General features: G+C 70.2%; 17 protein-coding genes. 5 read left to right on the top strand and 12 right to left on the bottom strand.

Features of this window, described 5'->3' with window-relative positions; all coding sequences use genetic code 11:
- Nucleotide 1: 1 nt before the first annotated feature.
- From ACGFIS_RS09335 to ACGFIS_RS09310, 6 genes are all read right to left on the bottom strand, one after another.
- Nucleotides 2–766: a fumarylacetoacetate hydrolase family protein gene (locus ACGFIS_RS09335; RefSeq protein WP_392901601.1), complete on the bottom strand. Its 765-nt coding sequence runs from the start codon at nucleotides 764–766 to the stop codon at nucleotides 2–4.
- A gap of 22 nt (nucleotides 767–788) precedes the next feature.
- Nucleotides 789–2,291, bottom strand: coding sequence for a cellulose binding domain-containing protein (locus ACGFIS_RS09330; protein ID WP_392970182.1), 1,503 nt, complete (start codon nucleotides 2,289–2,291; stop codon nucleotides 789–791).
- Nucleotides 2,292–2,381: 90 nt separating this feature from the next.
- Nucleotides 2,382–2,753: a hypothetical protein gene (locus ACGFIS_RS09325; RefSeq protein ID WP_392901597.1), complete on the bottom strand. Its 372-nt coding sequence runs from the start codon at nucleotides 2,751–2,753 to the stop codon at nucleotides 2,382–2,384.
- A 182-nt stretch (nucleotides 2,754–2,935) separates the two neighbouring features.
- Complete coding sequence (locus ACGFIS_RS09320; RefSeq protein WP_392901595.1) at nucleotides 2,936–3,343, bottom strand: DUF6292 family protein; 408 nt, start codon at nucleotides 3,341–3,343, stop codon at nucleotides 2,936–2,938.
- A gap of 204 nt (nucleotides 3,344–3,547) precedes the next feature.
- Entirely contained in the window at nucleotides 3,548–3,955 is a 408-nt protein-coding gene (locus ACGFIS_RS09315; protein WP_392901593.1) for a hypothetical protein, read from the bottom strand.
- A 46-nt stretch (nucleotides 3,956–4,001) separates the two neighbouring features.
- A complete protein-coding gene (locus ACGFIS_RS09310) occupies nucleotides 4,002–4,202 on the bottom strand; it encodes a hypothetical protein (RefSeq protein WP_392901591.1) in 201 nt (66 codons plus the stop codon).
- A 249-nt stretch (nucleotides 4,203–4,451) separates the two neighbouring features.
- Between ACGFIS_RS09310 and ACGFIS_RS09305 the strand changes: the two genes are divergently transcribed.
- From ACGFIS_RS09305 to ACGFIS_RS09290, 4 genes are all read left to right on the top strand, one after another.
- A complete protein-coding gene (locus tag ACGFIS_RS09305) occupies nucleotides 4,452–5,339 on the top strand; it encodes a GntR family transcriptional regulator (RefSeq protein WP_392901589.1) in 888 nt (295 codons plus the stop codon).
- Between the two features lie 135 nt (nucleotides 5,340–5,474).
- Entirely contained in the window at nucleotides 5,475–6,095 is a 621-nt protein-coding gene (locus ACGFIS_RS09300; RefSeq protein ID WP_392901587.1) for a GNAT family N-acetyltransferase, read from the top strand.
- Nucleotides 6,096–6,134: 39 nt separating this feature from the next.
- Entirely contained in the window at nucleotides 6,135–6,956 is an 822-nt protein-coding gene (locus ACGFIS_RS09295; RefSeq protein WP_392901586.1) for a GntR family transcriptional regulator, read from the top strand.
- Nucleotides 6,957–7,001: 45 nt separating this feature from the next.
- Nucleotides 7,002–7,391, top strand: coding sequence for a DUF6292 family protein (locus ACGFIS_RS09290; protein WP_392901584.1), 390 nt, complete (start codon nucleotides 7,002–7,004; stop codon nucleotides 7,389–7,391).
- Between the two features lie 140 nt (nucleotides 7,392–7,531).
- Here ACGFIS_RS09290 and ACGFIS_RS09285 read toward each other — a convergent pair whose 3' ends face one another.
- Nucleotides 7,532–7,822, bottom strand: a complete 291-nt coding sequence (locus ACGFIS_RS09285) for a hypothetical protein (RefSeq protein ID WP_392901582.1) — start codon at nucleotides 7,820–7,822, stop codon at nucleotides 7,532–7,534.
- A 353-nt stretch (nucleotides 7,823–8,175) separates the two neighbouring features.
- Here ACGFIS_RS09285 and ACGFIS_RS09280 point away from each other — a divergent pair, with 353 nt between their 5' ends.
- Nucleotides 8,176–9,492: a cyclic nucleotide-binding domain-containing protein gene (locus ACGFIS_RS09280; protein ID WP_392970179.1), complete on the top strand. Its 1,317-nt coding sequence runs from the start codon at nucleotides 8,176–8,178 to the stop codon at nucleotides 9,490–9,492.
- Between the two features lie 7 nt (nucleotides 9,493–9,499).
- Here ACGFIS_RS09280 and ACGFIS_RS09275 read toward each other — a convergent pair whose 3' ends face one another.
- The 5 genes from ACGFIS_RS09275 to ACGFIS_RS09255 all read right to left on the bottom strand — a co-directional run bounded on the left by ACGFIS_RS09275 (nucleotide 9,500) and on the right by ACGFIS_RS09255 (nucleotide 14,785).
- Nucleotides 9,500–9,781 carry a GNAT family N-acetyltransferase gene (locus tag ACGFIS_RS09275; protein ID WP_392901578.1) on the bottom strand — a complete coding sequence of 94 codons (282 nt, stop codon included), beginning with the start codon at nucleotides 9,779–9,781 and terminating at the stop codon, nucleotides 9,500–9,502.
- Between the two features lie 38 nt (nucleotides 9,782–9,819).
- Nucleotides 9,820–11,397 (bottom strand): citramalate synthase, encoded by a 1,578-nt coding sequence (gene cimA, locus ACGFIS_RS09270; RefSeq protein WP_392901575.1) that lies wholly within the window; start codon nucleotides 11,395–11,397, stop codon nucleotides 9,820–9,822.
- A gap of 245 nt (nucleotides 11,398–11,642) precedes the next feature.
- Nucleotides 11,643–12,746, bottom strand: a complete 1,104-nt coding sequence (locus tag ACGFIS_RS09265) for a branched-chain amino acid aminotransferase (RefSeq protein ID WP_392970176.1) — start codon at nucleotides 12,744–12,746, stop codon at nucleotides 11,643–11,645.
- A 244-nt stretch (nucleotides 12,747–12,990) separates the two neighbouring features.
- Nucleotides 12,991–14,046: a 3-isopropylmalate dehydrogenase gene (locus tag ACGFIS_RS09260; RefSeq protein ID WP_392970173.1), complete on the bottom strand. Its 1,056-nt coding sequence runs from the start codon at nucleotides 14,044–14,046 to the stop codon at nucleotides 12,991–12,993.
- 43 nt (nucleotides 14,047–14,089) lie between these two features.
- Nucleotides 14,090–14,785, bottom strand: coding sequence for a (2Fe-2S)-binding protein (locus tag ACGFIS_RS09255; protein WP_392970170.1), 696 nt, complete (start codon nucleotides 14,783–14,785; stop codon nucleotides 14,090–14,092).
- Nucleotides 14,786–15,311 lie beyond the last annotated feature (526 nt).

Raw genomic sequence — 15,311 nt, 5'->3', positions numbered from 1 at the left:
CTCAGTCGCGGGCGATGACCCGGTTGGTCAGGCTGCCGACGCCGTCGATGGTGACGGTCACCTCGTCCCCGATCTCCAGCGGGCCGACGCCGGCGGGGGTGCCGGTGAGGATGACGTCGCCGGGCAGCAGCGTCATGACCTGGCTGACGTACTCGACGAGGGCCGGGACGTCGTGCAGCAGCAGGGAGGTGCGGGCGTCCTGCCGGACCTCCCCGTTGACGGTGGTGGAGATCGCCAGGTCGGCGGGGTCGGCCTCGGTCTCGATCCACGGGCCGATCGGGCAGAACGTGTCGAAGCCCTTGGCGCGCGTCCACTGCCCGTCCTTGGCCTGCAGGTCGCGGGCCGTGACGTCGTTGGCGCAGGTGTAGCCGAGGATGACGTCGGCGGCGCGGGACGCCGGGACCTCGCGGCACATCCGGCCGATGACGACGGCGAGCTCGCCTTCGAAGTCCACCCGCTCCGACAGCTTCTGCGGGTACGTGATCGCCTCCCCGGGGCCGATCACGGCGGTGGACGGCTTGGAGAACAGCATCGGCTCGGCCGGGGCCTCGCCGCCCATCTCCTGCGCGTGGGCGGCGTAGTTCTTGCCGATCGCGATGACCTTGCTGGGCAGGATCGGCGCGAGCAGCCGGACGTCGGCGAGCGGGAAACGCTGTCCGGTGAAAGTCAGATCACCGAACGGGTGAGCCGCGATGGCGGCGACGGTGTTCTCCTCCACCACACCGAAGGACATGCCGTCGTCGGTGGAGAACCTGGCGATACGCATGGGCGAGAGCCTAGTACGCCGTTCAGAAGCCGCACGCCACGCCGTTGAGCTTGCAGCCCTTCGGAGTCGTCGTGATGCCCGACGCACCGAACTGGACGTCCCACGTGCCTCCCGGCGGGATGGCGGGCGCGCCCTTCAGATTCTCGAGCTCGACCTTCTCGCCGCCCTTGACGAGCCGCGCTCCCCAGATGTTCTTCACGTCCGCGCCGGGGGTGCCGAACGTCAGCCGCCACGTCTTCATGGGCTTGTCGGTGCGGTTGGTTATGATCATGCGGCCTTCGAAGTACCCCTCGTCCTGCTGGACGAGCTGGTAGGTGATGCCCTTGCCCTGCATCACCGGCCCGATCGGCGCGGTGGGCGCCGCCGCGGGCGGCTGACCCGGCTGCTGCGTGGGCGGCTGACCCGACGGGCCGCCGGATGGCGGGGCCGCCGGCGCCCCACTCGCCGTCGGCGCCGGCTCTCCACCTTCGGTCGCCGGGGCGGACGCCGTCGGAGACGGGCTCTTCGCGGCCGTCCCCCGCTTGTCGCCGCCGAGGAACAGCAGCGTCACGACGCCGGCGGCGGCGAGGAGCACCACCACGGCGACCAGCGCGATCAGCAGGAGCGGACCCCCCTTACGCGACGATCCGGACGAGCTGGACGGCATGACCGGCGCGACCGGCGGCAGTCCCCCGGACGGTGAGGCGGCGGCCGGCATCGCCGGCGTCGGCATCTCGTGCGGTGGCGGCATCTCGTGCGGGGGCGGCACCGTCCCCTGCGGCGGCGCCCCGGGCATCGCGTAGGCGAACGCCGGGCCCGCTCCGCCGGGGTTCGTCGATTCGCCCCCGGAGGCGAACTGCTCCGTCCACGGCCCCTCCTCGGGCACGGGATCGGGCGTGGGCACGGGTGCGGGGACGTGCTGGTCGGCGGCCGGCGCCTGTTCCCGCGGCACCGCCTGTTCCTGCAGTGCCGCCTGCTCCGGCGGCGCCGCCTGCTCCGGCGCCGGAGCGTTCTCGGGCGCCGTGGCCTGCTCGGGGACGGGCGCCTGCCCGTACACCAGTGCGGGCATCTCGAACACGGCCGCCTCCGGCGGGGCGGAAGGCGTGCGCGGAACGGGGACGTCGGCGGCGGTGACCGGCGCCTCCGAGATGCCGGCCGACCCGTCGGTAAGGGTGACCGGGGGCTCGGCGACGGTCACGGGAGCCTCATCGCCGAGGCCGCCGGCCGGCGGCTCCTGGAAGGTCACGTCCGCCTCACGGAGCGGCACGTCCTGGAAGGTCACGTCCAGATCGTCTTCGGGGTCGTCCTGCGGCAGATCGTCCTCAGGGTCGTCGACCGGGACGCCGCGGAACGTCACGTCCGGGTCGTCCTCCGGGACGTCCTGGAGCGTCGCGCCGGAGTCGAAGTGTCCGCCCACGGGGTCGTCGACGAGGGTCGCCTCGGGCGCCGGCACGCCGGCTTCCGGCTCCGCGGCCTTGCCCGGGACGCGGAACTCGGCGGTCGTCTTGTGGTCCGGGGGAACGTACCCGGGCTCCTCGCCGCTCAACTCGTCACCTTCCACTTCGTCGATCTCATGGAGTCCGACGACGGGCGGGCCGATTCGGTTCACACCGAACCGCCGGGTGCCGCAAAGCGGTCAGCCGGCGGGGGCCGGCTCCAGTCCGCGGCGGGCCGCCTGCCGCAGCTGCCGGTTGAGCATGTCGGTGATGAGCTCGATGGCGTCCGGGGTGGTGGCGTCCTGGGCGCCGCTGAGCCAGCGGGTGGCCTCGGCCAGCAGGTCCTCGGCCGAGTCTGCGGCGGAATCGGCGTCCGCCATCAGCCCCAGCACGGCGCCGAGGCGCAGCGCCGCGTCGGCGCGGCCGGACTCGGCGGCCCGCCGGTACCAGTCCGCGGCCTGCTCCAGGTCGCCTTCACGTTCGTACATCTCACCCAGGCCGAAGGCCACGTCCGCCCACGTTCCGTCCGTCGGACGCCCAAGGTCCTCGGGGCTCCAGGGTCGGACAGGCATGCGATCACTCCGGTAGGTTCGGTTCACTGAGAGACGGCACGCGGAAGGCTCACGCGTGCCGTGCCGAACCCATGGTGGACGCTTCACCCGAAATCCGCCACCGCTTTCGCCATGTTCGGCGAAATTTCTGCGTAGCCACACGGATACCGACGGAAAGACACTCGTTCCGATGAACGACCGGTTCAGCCGATCCGGTAGCGAGCGAGCCCGTCCTCGAAGCCGTCGTGCCCGGCGGTGAAGGGGCGCGGCCGGGCCGGCGGCCCGTCGGCGGCGGCCCTTTCCAGCAGGGCGGGGACGGCGCGCGGGTCGGGCAGCACGCCTTCCCCGAGCCGGACCGGGTCGCGCAGGACCGTCCGGACTCCGGGTTCGCCGGAGACGAACTCACCGCGGACGAATCCATCGGACTCGTTCCACACGAGGGCCTCAAGCCCGAGGACGAAGGTCGCGTCCCGGGGGCAGGACGGATCGAGCCAGATCTTCGAGAGCGCCACCCCGCGCGCCTGAAGCGCGTCGCCGACACGGGTGATGTATCCGCGGGTGGCTTCGACGAAGGGGTCCGGGTGAGGCAGGGGGCGAATGCGGCCGGTCACTGGATCATCCCTCTCTCTTCCGTCTCCTAGAAGTATGAGGGAAAAGATCCGTTATGTCCCGTTTCTGGAAGGAGAAATCCGACTGAAGGCAGCACAAACAACCCCGTTCGCCCCGTTCCTCCCTCCCCTCCCTTTGTCCCCGGCTGTTCTTGAGATCGGACGGCGCCGCCGGCGGGTGGGGGCCCCTGCCGCCCGCGGGGACCGTCAGTGCGCCGCGAGGAAGGCGACGTCCGGGCGGAACCGCGGCCGAGGACGAGGCGCCGAGGAGACCAGCCGGGGGACGACCACCACGGCGAAACCCGCCGCCGAGCAGACCGCCGTCAGCGGCGCCGGCACTCCCACCCGGCGTCCCAGACCGGCCGCGGCGACCAGGATCGCGATCCCGGTGACCACGTGCACGGCTCCGGGCCAGGGCTCCCGCGTGACGCCGACCTCGGGCACCGGCGTCAGCACCAGCAGCGGATGGGCCCGCTCGCTGGGCTGCTCCCATCCGGCCCGCTCCCACGCGGTCCGCTCGTCGTTCCACGCGGCGTGCTCCCACGCGGCCCGGCGTTCGATGCCGGCCACCGGGTACGGCGCACCCGGCACCGGGTCTGTCCGACTGTCTTCCACCTCGAACTCTCCTTAGGTCAGCGGCCCGCCCCGCGGCGACCAGAGATCATGCGCCGGGGCCACCCGAGGGCGGCTGACCGGGTGTGAACACGTTGACCAGCATCCCCAGGCGATTGGGTGCGCCCACCGAGGCAGCCCTAGTGCCGTGGAGATCGGTGCCGCCCATGCGGCGGCCGATCAAGGCGACGTAGAGCGAAAGGACCAGGAACAGCGTCGCGGGTCCGAAGACCCACAGGGCGACCGTCATGATTGAACCCTCCTCCGACTGGTTCGCGATATCTCTTACATCCAGAAGTTCCCGCTGCTAACGTTGTCCGAGTTCTTCGCTGATTCACTTGTACCTACAAGTCTCTCACTCAAGGTGTTACCCTTTTTAGAGATTGCAAACACGTTGGGCGGGAACGACTTGTTCAGATCATGAAGTCCGGTTCAGTGCACGTCCCTCGTCCGGCGAGGTGCACCACGGGCGGGACAGGCCGGGAAGGAGCGGATTCCGATGGCTCGCACGACGCCTCTCCGCTGGCGCGATATCGCCACTGACCTGCTCAACCGCATCGAGTCCGGCGACCTGTCCCCCGGGGACGGCGCGTCCGGCCGGCGGCGTCTGCCCCCCGAGAAGGAGCTGGAGGCCCACTACCGCGCCTCCCGCAACACCGTCCGGGACGCCCTGTCCTGGCTGGGGCAGCAGGGATTCGTCGTCTCCGAACAGGGCAAGGGCACGTTCGTCGTCCACCGCCCGAACATCGTCCACGTCACGCTGTCCGCGGTCGAGTTGGGTCTCGCGCCGGGCAGGGGTTCCGGCGAGTGGTACAACCGCGACGCCTTCATCCCCGCGAACCGTGAAGTGACGCCGTCGGCGGTCAAGGTGGAGGTCCAGGAGGGCACCAAGGTCATCGCCCGCTATCTGCAGACCAACCCGGGCTCGGAGTTCATCTCCCGCCACCAGGAGCTCTTTCTCGACGACCGGCCCTGGGCCCTGCAGACCTCGTTCTACCCGCTCGAATTCGCCACCGGCGGCGCGTCCCGCCTGCTCTACCCCCGCGACATCCCCGAGGGCGCGGTCGCCTACCTGGGCGAGACACTCGGCTACAGCGAGGTCGGCTACCACGACGAGATCAAGGCCCGCGTCCCGGACGAGAACGAGAAGCGGTTCTTCAGCCTGGGCGACTCCGCCGCCGACGTCGTGTTCGAAACCGTCCGGACCGCCTACTCCCCCGACGGCAAGGCATTCCGGCTCACCGTGACGGTCTGGCCCGCCGACCGCACACGGCTGCACTACAACGACGGGCAGGTCCCCGACGACGTCCTCAGGACGCCGGGCGTGGGACCTCCTGAGGACACTCCGCGCGAATCCCCGCCGGCCGAAGGCGCCGGAAGCGGATAGATCGCCGCCGTCCGACCACGGCGGCTGTCTCGCACCTATCCAACACACGCCCCCCTTCCCGACCGTTGGGAGCCCGAGGCACTCCCATCACGGCCAGGAGGCGGGGGCTCGGCTTTTCCCGGAGTTCAGGAGCACGTGGACACAGAGACCAGGGCCCGCCGACGCAGCCGGGCCCCCCGCACCAGCTACCGCATCCGCATCGCCCGGCCGGACGAACTCGACGACGTCCTCGGGCTCATCGATCACGCGGCCGCATGGCTGCGGGCCGAGAAGAACACGACACAGTGGGCCCGGCCTTGGCCCAGCCCGGACGACCGCCGCAAGCGCGTCTACGAGGCCCTGCTGAACCGGGAGACATGGCTCCTGTTCGACGGGGAGCACATGATCGGCACCGTCAGCATCAGGCTGATCGGCCACGAGGAACTCTGGACGGCGCAGGAACGCGAGACCGAGGCCGTCTACCTCCATCGCCTCGTCATCCACCGAGATTACGCCGGTGACGGCCTGGGGGCCGAGCTGATCGACTGGGCCGGACGCAAGGGAGCGTCGCAGCAGCAGAAGGCCGAGCTGATCAGAATCGACGTCTGGACCGACAACACCGAACTCCACGCCTACTATCGCCGGCAAGGGTTCAAGGACGTCGCCATCCGCACCACCAGCGACAGAACCCCGTCAGGCGCCCTGTTCGAGCGCCCCCTGGCCCCTGCTTGGACCGCATCGCCACAACGCATCACCGAAGACGGCCGGCTTGCATGACATCCGGCCACCCGACGGCACGCCGAGGATGAGACCCCCGTGGCAGACAAGATCCCGAGGTACCAAGAGATCGCACAGGACCTCCACGCTCAGATCGAGGAGGGAACCCTCGCCCCGGGTGATCAGCTGCCGACAGAGACGGAACTGGCGGACCAGTGGAAAGTCTCCGCCAACACGATCAAGAAGGCCGTCAACGAGCTGCGCAAGCGCGGTCGCGTGGAGACGATCCCGCAAAAAGGGAGCTTCGTCACCGAGCAGGCTCAGCCGTTCGTCATCACGCTGAACCACACCGACCGGGGAGAGGAGGACGTGCCCGGACGGGGATTCGGCGGTGGCGAAGGCAGGGCCTTCATGAAGGAAGCGGACCGTCAGCGGCACCGGGCGCACTCCTCTGTGCCGAAGGTGGAGGTCGAGGACGCGAAGGAGCCGCAGATCAAGGCGCTGGGCATCTCACCGGACCAGTCGCAACCACAAGTCGTCCGCCGGTCCCAGCAGCGATTCGTAGACGACAAGCCGAACTCACTCCAGCATTCGTACTTCAGGCTGGAGCTGGCGATCAAGGCGCAGGCCCTGCTGAAGTCGGTGGACATCAAAGAGGGCACCGTCGCGTACCTGCAACGCCACGGCCACGTGCAGACCGGCTACGAGGACGAGTTCGACGCGCGCCCGCCGACGGATGACGAACTGAAGTTCTTCGGCCTCTCCAAGGACAGTCTCGCCGTGATCGAGCACAGGCGCACTGCCTACGATCAGAACGGCGAGCCGTTCCGCCTCACCGTCACCGTCTACAAGCCAGGCACCAACAAGATCCGTTTCATCGCCGGAGAGGTGCCCAACGAGGTCTGGAAACGCGGTTCCTGACCCATCGCCATCCTTCAGCGACACCATCCCCACAAGGGGCCAAAGATGTCCAATCCTGCCTTCCTGGCACGCCACCCGGACCCGGAAGTCGATGCCTCGCGCGGCTACATCACGGACGTGACGCGACGGCTCACAGCCCGGGGTATCCAGGTGCGCGACGCCTGGCTCGACCCCAAGGACCCCATCGACGCGACCATCATCACCGGTCAGAACGCGCTCGTGTGGGACGAATGGACCGGCTGGAGGGTCGGCACGTACGTGTCCGGCCGCCAAGGCGAGCGCACCCTGCTCGGTGATGCTTACCGACTCGGCGGAGGCCTTCTACTGCCGCCGCCGGAACTCGCCGATCTGGTCGAGAACGGCTCGGTACGGCCACTGATCACGCGCAAGCCGGACGCGCGCGACGGGCTGTTCGACGCGCTGCGCCGCTACTGACCCACAGATCCCGGTCTCCCCCGGCACCGACAGCCCAGGCCGCCGTAGCAAGGCAAAGCGAAACGGTTCGGACGGCCCGCTCCTCCGACGGAAAAGCGTTCTGGTCGGCCGGTTGCGGATCAGCAGCGCAGCGGGCCTGGTCAGACGAAGCGGACGAGCATGAGGTCGCTGTCCGGGGTTTCGCGCCAGTAGACGGCGCCGGGTTCGCGGGACATGCTCTCGACCTCGGAGGCGATGATCAGCGCGCGGTTGATGCAGTCGGTCTTGTTGTAGCCGGTCAGCTCCTGGAGGCGCTGGAGGGCCTGCACCGCCTTGCCGGTCAGGTTGATCGTCACGCGCTCGCTCTGCGGGACCGCGTCGGCGCGGGGGGCGGGATCGTCGGCGTCCATGCTCCCGCCCGAGGTGTCGGCGGCTGCTCGAGAGTTCGTCATGAGCGCGTTCTCCAATTCGGGGCGCGGAACCCGGCCCACCAGCCGATAGGCGCCAGGGGTGGGTTCACCGCCGGTCAGGCGATGATACAGCCTTCCGGCAGCCAACCCCTGCCCCCCACGTCCAGGGTGTATGTGTGAGGTTCCCTCGGATGGTGGGCTGAAACCTCCGGCCGATCGGGTTCGCTTGTCGCTTGCCATCAGGTTAGCTAACAGTCGCCAGATTTTATACAGCAAACATATGGCCATCATATGCGCTACTGCGTACTCTCAGGGTTGGGAGAACTGGGGACACGACGACCGCCGGGGAGAACGGCGTAAACTTCGCCGCACCTTCCCGGGGGAAGGAAGACTCCGTGAGCACTGACCGTTCCGCGGCGCGGCTGTGGAGGCACGCGGCCTCGCACGGCGGCACCGGCCTGCTGAACGCGAAGGTGACGACCCCCGTGACACTCCTCGCCGTGCTGCTCGGGTACGCACTGGACGGCTCGCCGGGCGCCGTGATCACCGGCGGCCTGACGTTCCTGTCGTTTCCCGCGGTGACGATGACGAACGCGTTCGTCCAGTTCATGAGGGCCGGGACGCTCCAGGAATCGTCCGGGCCTCCGCCCCCGCCGGCCATCCCGGCGCAGGAGGTCGGGCCGGCCGCGCGCGTGCCGGACGTCCGGTACGAGGGGTCGACGTTCTGGGGCACGCTGACACCGGACGAGCGGCAAGCGCTTCTCGCGCGGGCACGGCCGCACATGTTCCGCAAAGAGGACGTGCTGTGCCGTGAGGGCGGGCCCGCCGCCGAGGTCATCGTGATCATGTCCGGATGGACCCGGGTGTGGGTCGAGGACGGCCCCGAGCAGAGGATCATCGCGTTCCGGGGGGCGGGCGAGCTGGTCGGCGAACGGGCGGCGCTGATGGTCAAGGACCGGTCCGCCACCGTCACCGCCGAGGGCGACGTCCAGGCCCTGCGGGTCGACGCCGGCGACTTCGCGATGTTCCTCGACGCCAACCCGCGCGTACGGGCCGTCCTGGAACAGCAGGTCTACCGCCGGCAGATCGAGAGGGCCGCGCCGGGTGTCCTGCCCGACTGGTCCGGGGGCAACTGCACGGTGCTGATCACCGACATCACCGGATTCAGCTCACCGTCGCGCACCGACGCCGACCGCCGGTACGTACTGGACGCCATGTACCGGCTGCTGGACGAGTCGTTCGCCGCGTCCGGCCTGGCCCTGTCCGACTTCTACCAGGAGGACCGCGGCGACGGCGCCCTCATCGTCGTCCCGCCGACCACGCCGACCGAGGCCGTCATCGACCCGATGCTCGCGCACCTGGCCGTGGCGCTGCGGCGCCACAACCGGCGCGCCGCCGAGGCCACCCGCATGCTGCTGCGGGCCGCGCTGCACGTGGGGCCCGTGCAGCGCGGCCCGAAAGGCGTGTCCGGCATCTCGATCATCACGGCGCGGCGGATGGTGGACGCGCCCGCGGTGAAGAAGCGCGTCGCCGAGACCGGCGCCGACCTGGCGTTCGTCGCCTCCGACTTCGTCTTCGACACGGTGATCACGTCCGCGCCCGGGTTCGTCGACCCCGGCCGCTACGCGCGGGTCCGGGTCCGGCTGAAGGAGACGTCGCTGTCGGCGTGGCTCACGCTCGAAGGCGGAGAGTCGCAGCTCAGGGCCGTCTGAGGGCGGGTCAGGCGGCCACCACATCCTGGTAGTCGGGGTGCTTCTCGATCCACTTCTGGATGAACGGGCACACCGGGACCGCGGACAGGTTCCTGGCCCGGAGGTCGTCCAGGACGCCGCGCGCGAGCGAACCGCCCACTCCCCTGCCGCCGAACGCCGGATCGACCTCGGTGTGGACGAGAGCGACCGTGCCGTCGCCCGGCTCGTACGCGACGAACCCGGCGAGTTCGCCGTCCAGCCTGATCTCGTAGCGGCTCTGCTCGGCGTTGTCGGTGATCTCAGTGCTCATGCCCTCGATAATGCCCGGCGGGCGCCGCGCATTCCCGATCAGCCCGGGTCGTACCCGGCGCGGAGCAGGCAGTAGGTGACGGCCTCCTCCAGCGCCTGCCAGGACGCGGCGATGACGTTGTCCTCGACGCCGACCGTGCCCCATTCGCGTTCGCCGTCGCTGGACTCGATGAGCACCCGCGTCCGGGCGTCGGTGCCGTGGGCGCCCTCCAGGATGCGGACCTTGTAGTCGACGAGTTCCAGCCGCGCCAGCTCCGGGTAGAGGCGGCCGAGCGCGACGCGCAGCGCGTTGTCGAGGGCGTTGACGGGGCCGTTGCCCTCGCCGGTCGCGATGATCCGCTCGCCCTTGGCGTGCAGCTTGACGGTCGCCTCGCTGACCATGGATCCGTCGGGACGGCGCTCCACGATCGACCGCCACGACTCGACCTCGAAGTGCCGCTGCCGGACGCCGGTCAGCTCCTCGCGCAGCAGCAGCTCGAATGAGGCGTCGGCGGCCTCGAAGGTGTAGCCGGTGTTCTCCAGTTCCTTGACCTTGCCCACGACGGCCTTGGACTTCTCGCCGGACAGGTCGTAGCCCAGCTCGCGGCCCTTCAGCTCGACGGAAGCGCGCCCGGCCATGCTGGAGACCAGCATCCGCATGTCGTTGCCGACGGCGGACGGATCGATGTGCTGGTACAGATCCGGGTCGACCTTGATGGCGGAGGCGTGCAGGCCCGCCTTGTGGGCGAACGCCGACAGGCCCACGTACGGCTGCTGCGAGCCGGGCGCGACGTTGGTGACCTCGGAGACGGCGTGCGCGATGCGGGTCATCTCGCCGAGCTGGGCGTCGCTGACCAGGTTCATGCCCCGCTTGAGCTGGAGGTTGCCGACGACGGTGAACAGGTTGGCGTTGCCGCTGCGCTCGCCGTAGCCGTTCGCGCAGCCCTGGACGTGGGTGGCGCCGGCCTTGACGGCGGCGAGGGAGTTGGCCACCGCGCAGCCCGAGTCGTCGTGGCAGTGGATGCCGACCCGCACGCCGGCGGAGACGACCTCGTGAACGATGTCGGCGAGCTCGTCCGGCAGCATGCCGCCGTTGGTGTCGCAGAGCGCGACGACGTCCGCGCCGGCCTCGACTGCGGTGCGGACGGCCTCCAGCGCGTAGGCGCGATTGGCCTTGTAGCCGTCAAAGAAGTGCTCGGCGTCCAGGAAGACTCGTTGGCCCTCCGCACTCAGATGGGAGACCGTGTCGCGGATCATCGCGAGGTTCTCCTCCAGGGTGGTGCGGAGGGCCAGCTCGACGTGCCTGTCGTGGCTCTTGGCGACAAGGGTCACGACGGACGCGCCGGATTCGCGCAGCGCGGCCACCTGCGGGTCGTCGGCGGCCTTCACACCGGCCCGGCGGGTCGCGCCGAACGCGGTGAGCTGCGCGTGCCTCAGGTCGAGCTCTGTTCGAGCGCGCCTGAAGAACTCGGTGTCCTTGGGGTTGGCGCCGGGCCAGCCGCCCTCGATGAAACCGACGCCCAGGTCATCGAGGTGCCGTGCGATGGCGAGCTTGTCGGGCACGGAGAGGTTGAGCCCCTCCTGCTGCGAGCCGTCGCGCAGGGTCGTGTCGTAGACGTGGAATGCGTCGCCTTGCATTGGAAACCCCCAAGGGATGGGTCATCAGCGCCAGGGCACAAAAAAGACCCCTCACGGACGTGAGAGGTCTGCGCGCCGGCGTCGTCCCGTCAGCTGCTGCCGGCGCGCCAGCCGATAATCACGAGGCTGTGGCGCATGATGTCAACCAGTTTGCCACACGGTTCGCATGCTCGTACCGTCCGTCTCGGATGCTGAGACGCCAATGCCCCGGCGCGGATGGCGCCGGGGCTGCGCGAACGCCCGGATCAGACGATTCCGTGGACCCAGCCGTAGGGGTCGGGACGGGTCCCGTACTGGATGCCCACCAGCTCTTGGCGCAGCCGCATCGACAGCTCGCCGGGCTCGCCGTTCCCGATCGTCCACTCGCGGTCGGCGCCCTTGACCCGGCCGACCGGGCTGATGATCGCGGCGGTGCCGCAGCCGAACACCTCGGTGATCTCGCCGGACTCGCAGCCCGACTGCCACTCGTCGATGCTGATCTTGCCTTCTTCCGTGGGGATGCCGAGGTCGGGTGCCAGCTTGAGCATCGAGTCGCGGGTGACGCCGGCGAGGAGCGTCCCGGTGAGCGCCGGGGTGAGGAGCCGGGCCCGCGAACCGGAGCCGTAGACGAACATGAGGTTCATCGAGCCGACCTCCTCGACCCAGCGGTGCTCCACGGCGTCGAGCCAGACGACCTGGTCGCAGCCCTGCGCGACGGCCTCGGCCTGGCCGGCGAACGAGGCCGCGTAGTTGCCGCCGAACTTGGCCTCGCCGGTGCCGCCGGGGGCCGCGCGGGTGTAGTCCTGCGACAGCCACACCGAGACGGGCTTGATGCCCCGCGGGTAGTACAGGCCGGACGGGGACGCGATGACCATGAACAGGAATTCGTTCGCCGGGCTGTTGACGCCGAGCGCGCGGGTGGTGGCGAACATGAAGGGACGCAGGTAGAGGCTGTGCCCCTCGGTGTCGGGCACCCAGTCCTTGTCGGTGCGGACGAGCAGCTCGACCGCGTCGACGAAAAGCTGCTCGGGGATCTCCGGCATCGCCATCCGGTGGGCGGAGCGGTTCATCCGGGCCGCGTTCATGTACGGCCGGAAGGTGACGATCGACCCGTCCGGCTGCCGGTAGGCCTTGAGGCCCTCGAAGAGCTCCTGCGCGTAGTGGAACACCTGGCTGGCCGGGTCCATCGGGATCGGCCCGTACGGTTCGAGCCGCGCGTCGTGCCAGCCCCGGTCCGCCGAGTAGCGGATCGTGACCATGTGGTCGGTGAAGTGGCGCCCGAAGCCGGGATCGGCCAGGACGCGCTCGCGTTCGGCGGCGGTCGCGGGCCGCTCGGTGCGCGTGATCTCGAAATCCAGGGTGGTGCTCATCGCGGTTCGTCCTCTCGCGGATCGCCGGGGCGGCCCCATCGCCGCTTCGGCTTCCTTAGTCCCTATTGTCGTACTTCGTCTAGACCCACTCCCCACCGAACACTTTTCCTCCTCGGCAGGCCCGGACGCTCCCGCGCTCGGGACACGGCCGGAGGAAGAATGTTCGCACGCGGCGCATACGGAAAACCGGGCGCGCCGCGAGGGCACGCCCGGAGTTCCCTGTCCTGGCCAGAGAGGCGTGCCCCTAGCCGGATACTCGCTTGGCGATCGCGTCGCCGATCTGGACGGTGGACCGGGCGCCGAGGGCGGCGCGCTCGGCCAGATCGTCGGACACGGCCTGCTCGACGCGGCGGGCGGCGGCGCCCGCGCCGACGTGGTCGAGCAGCATGGCGACGGACAGGATCGTGGCGGTCGGGTCGGCCTTGCCCTGCCCGGCGATGTCGGGGGCGCTGCCGTGCACCGGCTCGAACATCGACGGCGCGGTCCGGTCGGGGTTGACGTTGCCGGACGCGGCGAGCCCGATGCCGCCGGCGATCGCGGCGCCGATGTCGGTGATGATGTCGCCGAACAGGTTGTCGGTGACGACCACGTCGAACCGCTGCGGCTGGTTCACGAAGAACATCGTCGCCGCGTCGACATGGCAGTAGTCGGTGGTGACCTGCGGGTACTCCTCGGCGACCCGCTTGAGGACGCGCTGGTAGAGGTCGCCCGCGAAGGTGAGCACGTTGTCCTTGTGGACGAGCGTGAGCTTCCTGCGGGGCCGGGACGCGGCCACCTCGAACGCGTACCGGATGACCCGCTCGACCCCGAAGGCGGTGTTGACGCTCTCCTGTGTCGCGACCTCGTGCGGGGTGCCCTTGCGCAGCACGCCCCCGACGCCGGTGTAGGGGCCTTCGGTGCCCTCCCGGACGACGACCATGTCGATGTCGTCCGTCGCCACGCCCGCCAGCGGAGTCTCGACACCCGGGAACAGCTTCACCGGGCGCAGGTTGACGTAGTGGTCCAGCTCGAACCGCGCCCGCAGCAGCAGCCCCCGCTCCAGGACGCCGCTCGGCACACCCGGGTCGCCGACGGCGCCGAGCAGGATGACCTCCTGCTCGCGCAGCTCGTCCAGCACCGAGTCGGGCAGCGTCTCCCCCGTCCGGTGCCAGCGGGCGGCGCCCAGGTCGTAGGAGGTCCGCTCGAACGCGAGGTCTCCGGACGGGGCGACCGCCTCAAGGACCTTCAGTCCCTCGGCGACCACCTCGGGGCCGATCCCGTCACCCGGGATGACGGCCAGACGAATGCTGCGGGAAGCCATGCGCGCACTCTACTGCAAACGTCTCACTGCTTGGGCTTTCATCTCAAATATCGGGACGAGTGTCTCGGAGGCCGCAATCACCGCACATGCCGCCGCCTGGGACGCGGTAGTACAGGCAGCAATTGTGCCGGACGAACCCGTCCCGCCCGAAGGAGCCCGCGCCGGCCAGCGGCTCACGCGCGAGCAGCTCCCGGACGATGGCGGCGCGCACGCCGCCGGGCGGCCCGACGTTCAGGCCTCCGGCGAGGGCGGAGGCCGCATTCCCCCACAGCAGCCCGTCCGCGAGGCCGACGAAGGTCGGCATCGCCTCGCTCAACGGCCTGAGCCGCCCGTCCACGACCATGGGATGGACGAGGTCGGCGGCCTCCACGGCGTCCTCGACACGCCACCCGCGCGGCTCCCCGAGCCCCAGCGCGATGGCCTCGCCCGGCGCCCACCGCCACCGCAGCCCCGACAGGTCGGGCACGATTCCGCGCCCCGCCGCCGCCACGGCCGGCGACCACAACCGCGAAGCGAGGCCCTGGAACAGGATGGAGGCGGCCACCCGCCGCTCACCCGTCCCCAGCCGCTCGCCGTACTCCTCCGTCACGGCAGGAAGCCGGCCATCCGGCTCGGGAAAGGGCCGCCACGCCGCGCCGGCCACCTCACCCGCCCCGGTGACGATCTCGAAGTAGGGCCCGAGCAGGGCGACGTCTTCAAGAACCTTCACAACCTCGACCGGGTGGGCCTCAGAAGCCATGGTGCCCAGTGTGCACGGGCCGTCTGACCGCGGTCACCGCATGCGCGCCGGGCTAGTCCGCTCTCCTGTCCAGGGCGGTCTGCAGGGCGCGGGCCGCCTCTTCCTGGGCGTCGTCGTCGGCGGGCGCGTTGTTCCAGGTGTCGTTCATGGGTTCGCTCCGATCGCTGAACTGGTGGCCAGAGGGGCCGCCGGGAATCCGTGGTTCGCACGGTCCGGGCGTGGAATCGGACTCACGGCCAGGCAGAGCCTCCGCAGCGGGTGCCGGCCTGCCGATGATCAGGCCCCGCTGCGGCAGCGAAGGATTACCACGTAACGCCGCATGACTACCTGCGAGATTACCCCGCGTCAGGTGGAGTGTCCCGACCCGTGGCGGAGAATCTCAATGGGTGAGACGGGACGGGTGTGAGAACCACCACGGGCGGGGGGGCGGGGCGCGGCCCGCCCCCCCCCCCGGGGGGGGGGGGGGGGGGGCGGGGCGGCCCCCCCCCCCGCCGGCCCCCGCGGCCCCGGCCCCCCCGGGGGTGGG

The sequence above is a fragment of the Spirillospora sp. NPDC048824 genome (assembly GCF_043198455.1).
GTDB lineage: Bacteria > Actinomycetota > Actinomycetes > Streptosporangiales > Streptosporangiaceae > Spirillospora.
This window is presented reverse-complemented; position numbering and strand designations above follow the sequence as displayed.

Coding starts and splice junctions, on each gene's coding strand:
- ACGFIS_RS09335 (WP_392901601.1), bottom strand. CDS start 766: ATGCGTATCGCCAGGTTCTCCACCGACGACGGCATGTCCTTCGGTGTG.
- ACGFIS_RS09325 (WP_392901597.1), bottom strand. CDS start 2,753: ATGCCTGTCCGACCCTGGAGCCCCGAGGACCTTGGGCGTCCGACGGAC.
- ACGFIS_RS09310 (WP_392901591.1), bottom strand. CDS start 4,202: ATGACGGTCGCCCTGTGGGTCTTCGGACCCGCGACGCTGTTCCTGGTC.
- ACGFIS_RS09305 (WP_392901589.1), top strand. CDS start 4,452: ATGGCTCGCACGACGCCTCTCCGCTGGCGCGATATCGCCACTGACCTG.
- ACGFIS_RS09290 (WP_392901584.1), top strand. CDS start 7,002: ATGTCCAATCCTGCCTTCCTGGCACGCCACCCGGACCCGGAAGTCGAT.
- ACGFIS_RS09285 (WP_392901582.1), bottom strand. CDS start 7,822: ATGACGAACTCTCGAGCAGCCGCCGACACCTCGGGCGGGAGCATGGAC.
- ACGFIS_RS09275 (WP_392901578.1), bottom strand. CDS start 9,781: ATGAGCACTGAGATCACCGACAACGCCGAGCAGAGCCGCTACGAGATC.
- cimA (WP_392901575.1), bottom strand. CDS start 11,397: ATGCAAGGCGACGCATTCCACGTCTACGACACGACCCTGCGCGACGGC.
- ACGFIS_RS09265 (WP_392970176.1), bottom strand. CDS start 12,746: ATGAGCACCACCCTGGATTTCGAGATCACGCGCACCGAGCGGCCCGCG.
- ACGFIS_RS09260 (WP_392970173.1), bottom strand. CDS start 14,046: ATGGCTTCCCGCAGCATTCGTCTGGCCGTCATCCCGGGTGACGGGATC.
- ACGFIS_RS09255 (WP_392970170.1), bottom strand. CDS start 14,785: ATGGCTTCTGAGGCCCACCCGGTCGAGGTTGTGAAGGTTCTTGAAGAC.